At 38.1% G+C, this 1,252-nt stretch carries 1 protein-coding gene; it reads right to left on the reverse strand.

Annotated elements, in window-relative coordinates; genetic code table 11:
* Positions 1-154: 154 nt before the first annotated feature.
* On the reverse strand, positions 155-1,120 hold the full coding sequence (cbpF, locus tag ADH54_RS09200; RefSeq protein ID WP_049524873.1) for a choline-binding protein CbpF: 966 nt from the start codon (positions 1,118-1,120) through the stop codon (positions 155-157).
* Positions 1,121-1,252: the final 132 nt, after the last annotated feature.

A 1,252-nucleotide genomic window follows, 5' to 3' on the forward strand; every position in this document is an offset into this window, starting at 1 on the left:
AGGCTGTACTTGAGTACGGTAAGGCGACGCTGACGTGGTTTGAATTTGATTTTCGAAGAGTATTATTTTTTCCTACAAGTATTTATTCTCTTCTATCTATTTTATTATATTTTCACAAAAAAAGCGATTGTTTCCTTTACAATCGCCTCTTTCATTATTGAACCCATTCGCCATTATAATTAACAGAATAGCCTTCTACAGTGGTATTCACTGCTAAAGCACCTGAGCTATAAGCATAGTACCATTTACTACCGACCTGGAACCAGCCAGTTGCCATAGCTCCTGATGAACGAAGATAGTACCACTTGTTACCAAGGTATTGCCAGCTCGTTTTCATATCACCATTTTCAGCATCTAAATAGTACCAAGTTGAGCCTTCTTGATACCAGCCAGTCGCCATTGCACCTGATGAACGGAGGTAGTACCACTTGTTACCAAGATATTGCCAACCAGTTTGCATAATACCAGTTGTTGGATCTAGATAATACCATGGAGCAGCTTTTAGCTTATCTTCATCATATGTAAGAGGAAAATCCTTAACCCAACCACGTGCTAGCTCCCCAACAGTCAATCTGTTGATGCGAGAATCAAAGCCACCATCCTTCAGTAAATAATACCAGTACCCCTCATCATAAATCCAACCAGTTTTTAAGGTGTGATAACTACGTTGATCTTCAAAATAATAGACTCGTTTCTCTGCTGGACTATCATATTGTTCCCCATGATGCTTGTTGACATTTGCAGCTGTTTTTGCTTCTAAAACTTGCTTACCAACAAATTCTTGTAGCACTCCATCTTGACCAAAGTAAAACCAATCTGGTCTAAAAGCAATATCTTGCCTTATAGAAGAACCAATCGTAACCCCTTCGTGTGGAGCAGGTATATATTGCCAGCCGACAACCATCTCTCCAGATAAAGGATCAAAATAATAGTACTTACCATCAATCACTCGCCAGTAGGTTTCTTTGAGTTCCCCCTTCTTGTAGTAGGTTCTACCATTTTCTTTGACAAATTGCCAACCTTCTGAATCAGCATCATCCGCCAATACTGCACTTGTCGCTAGCAAACCGAAGAAAAAGACTGCTAATGCGATTTGCATCAATTTTTTTATTATTTTCATTAGAACTATCCTCCTGCAAGGATTCTAGCAAAAATTAAATTGTATGTCAATATTACGGCTTTAAAATTATATAGTAGATTGAAACAAGATGTGAACAAATCGGTTAGGAAAGTCAAATTAATTTCTAGAAAT

Source organism: Streptococcus pseudopneumoniae, assembly GCF_001072315.1.
GTDB lineage: Bacteria > Bacillota > Bacilli > Lactobacillales > Streptococcaceae > Streptococcus > Streptococcus pseudopneumoniae_R.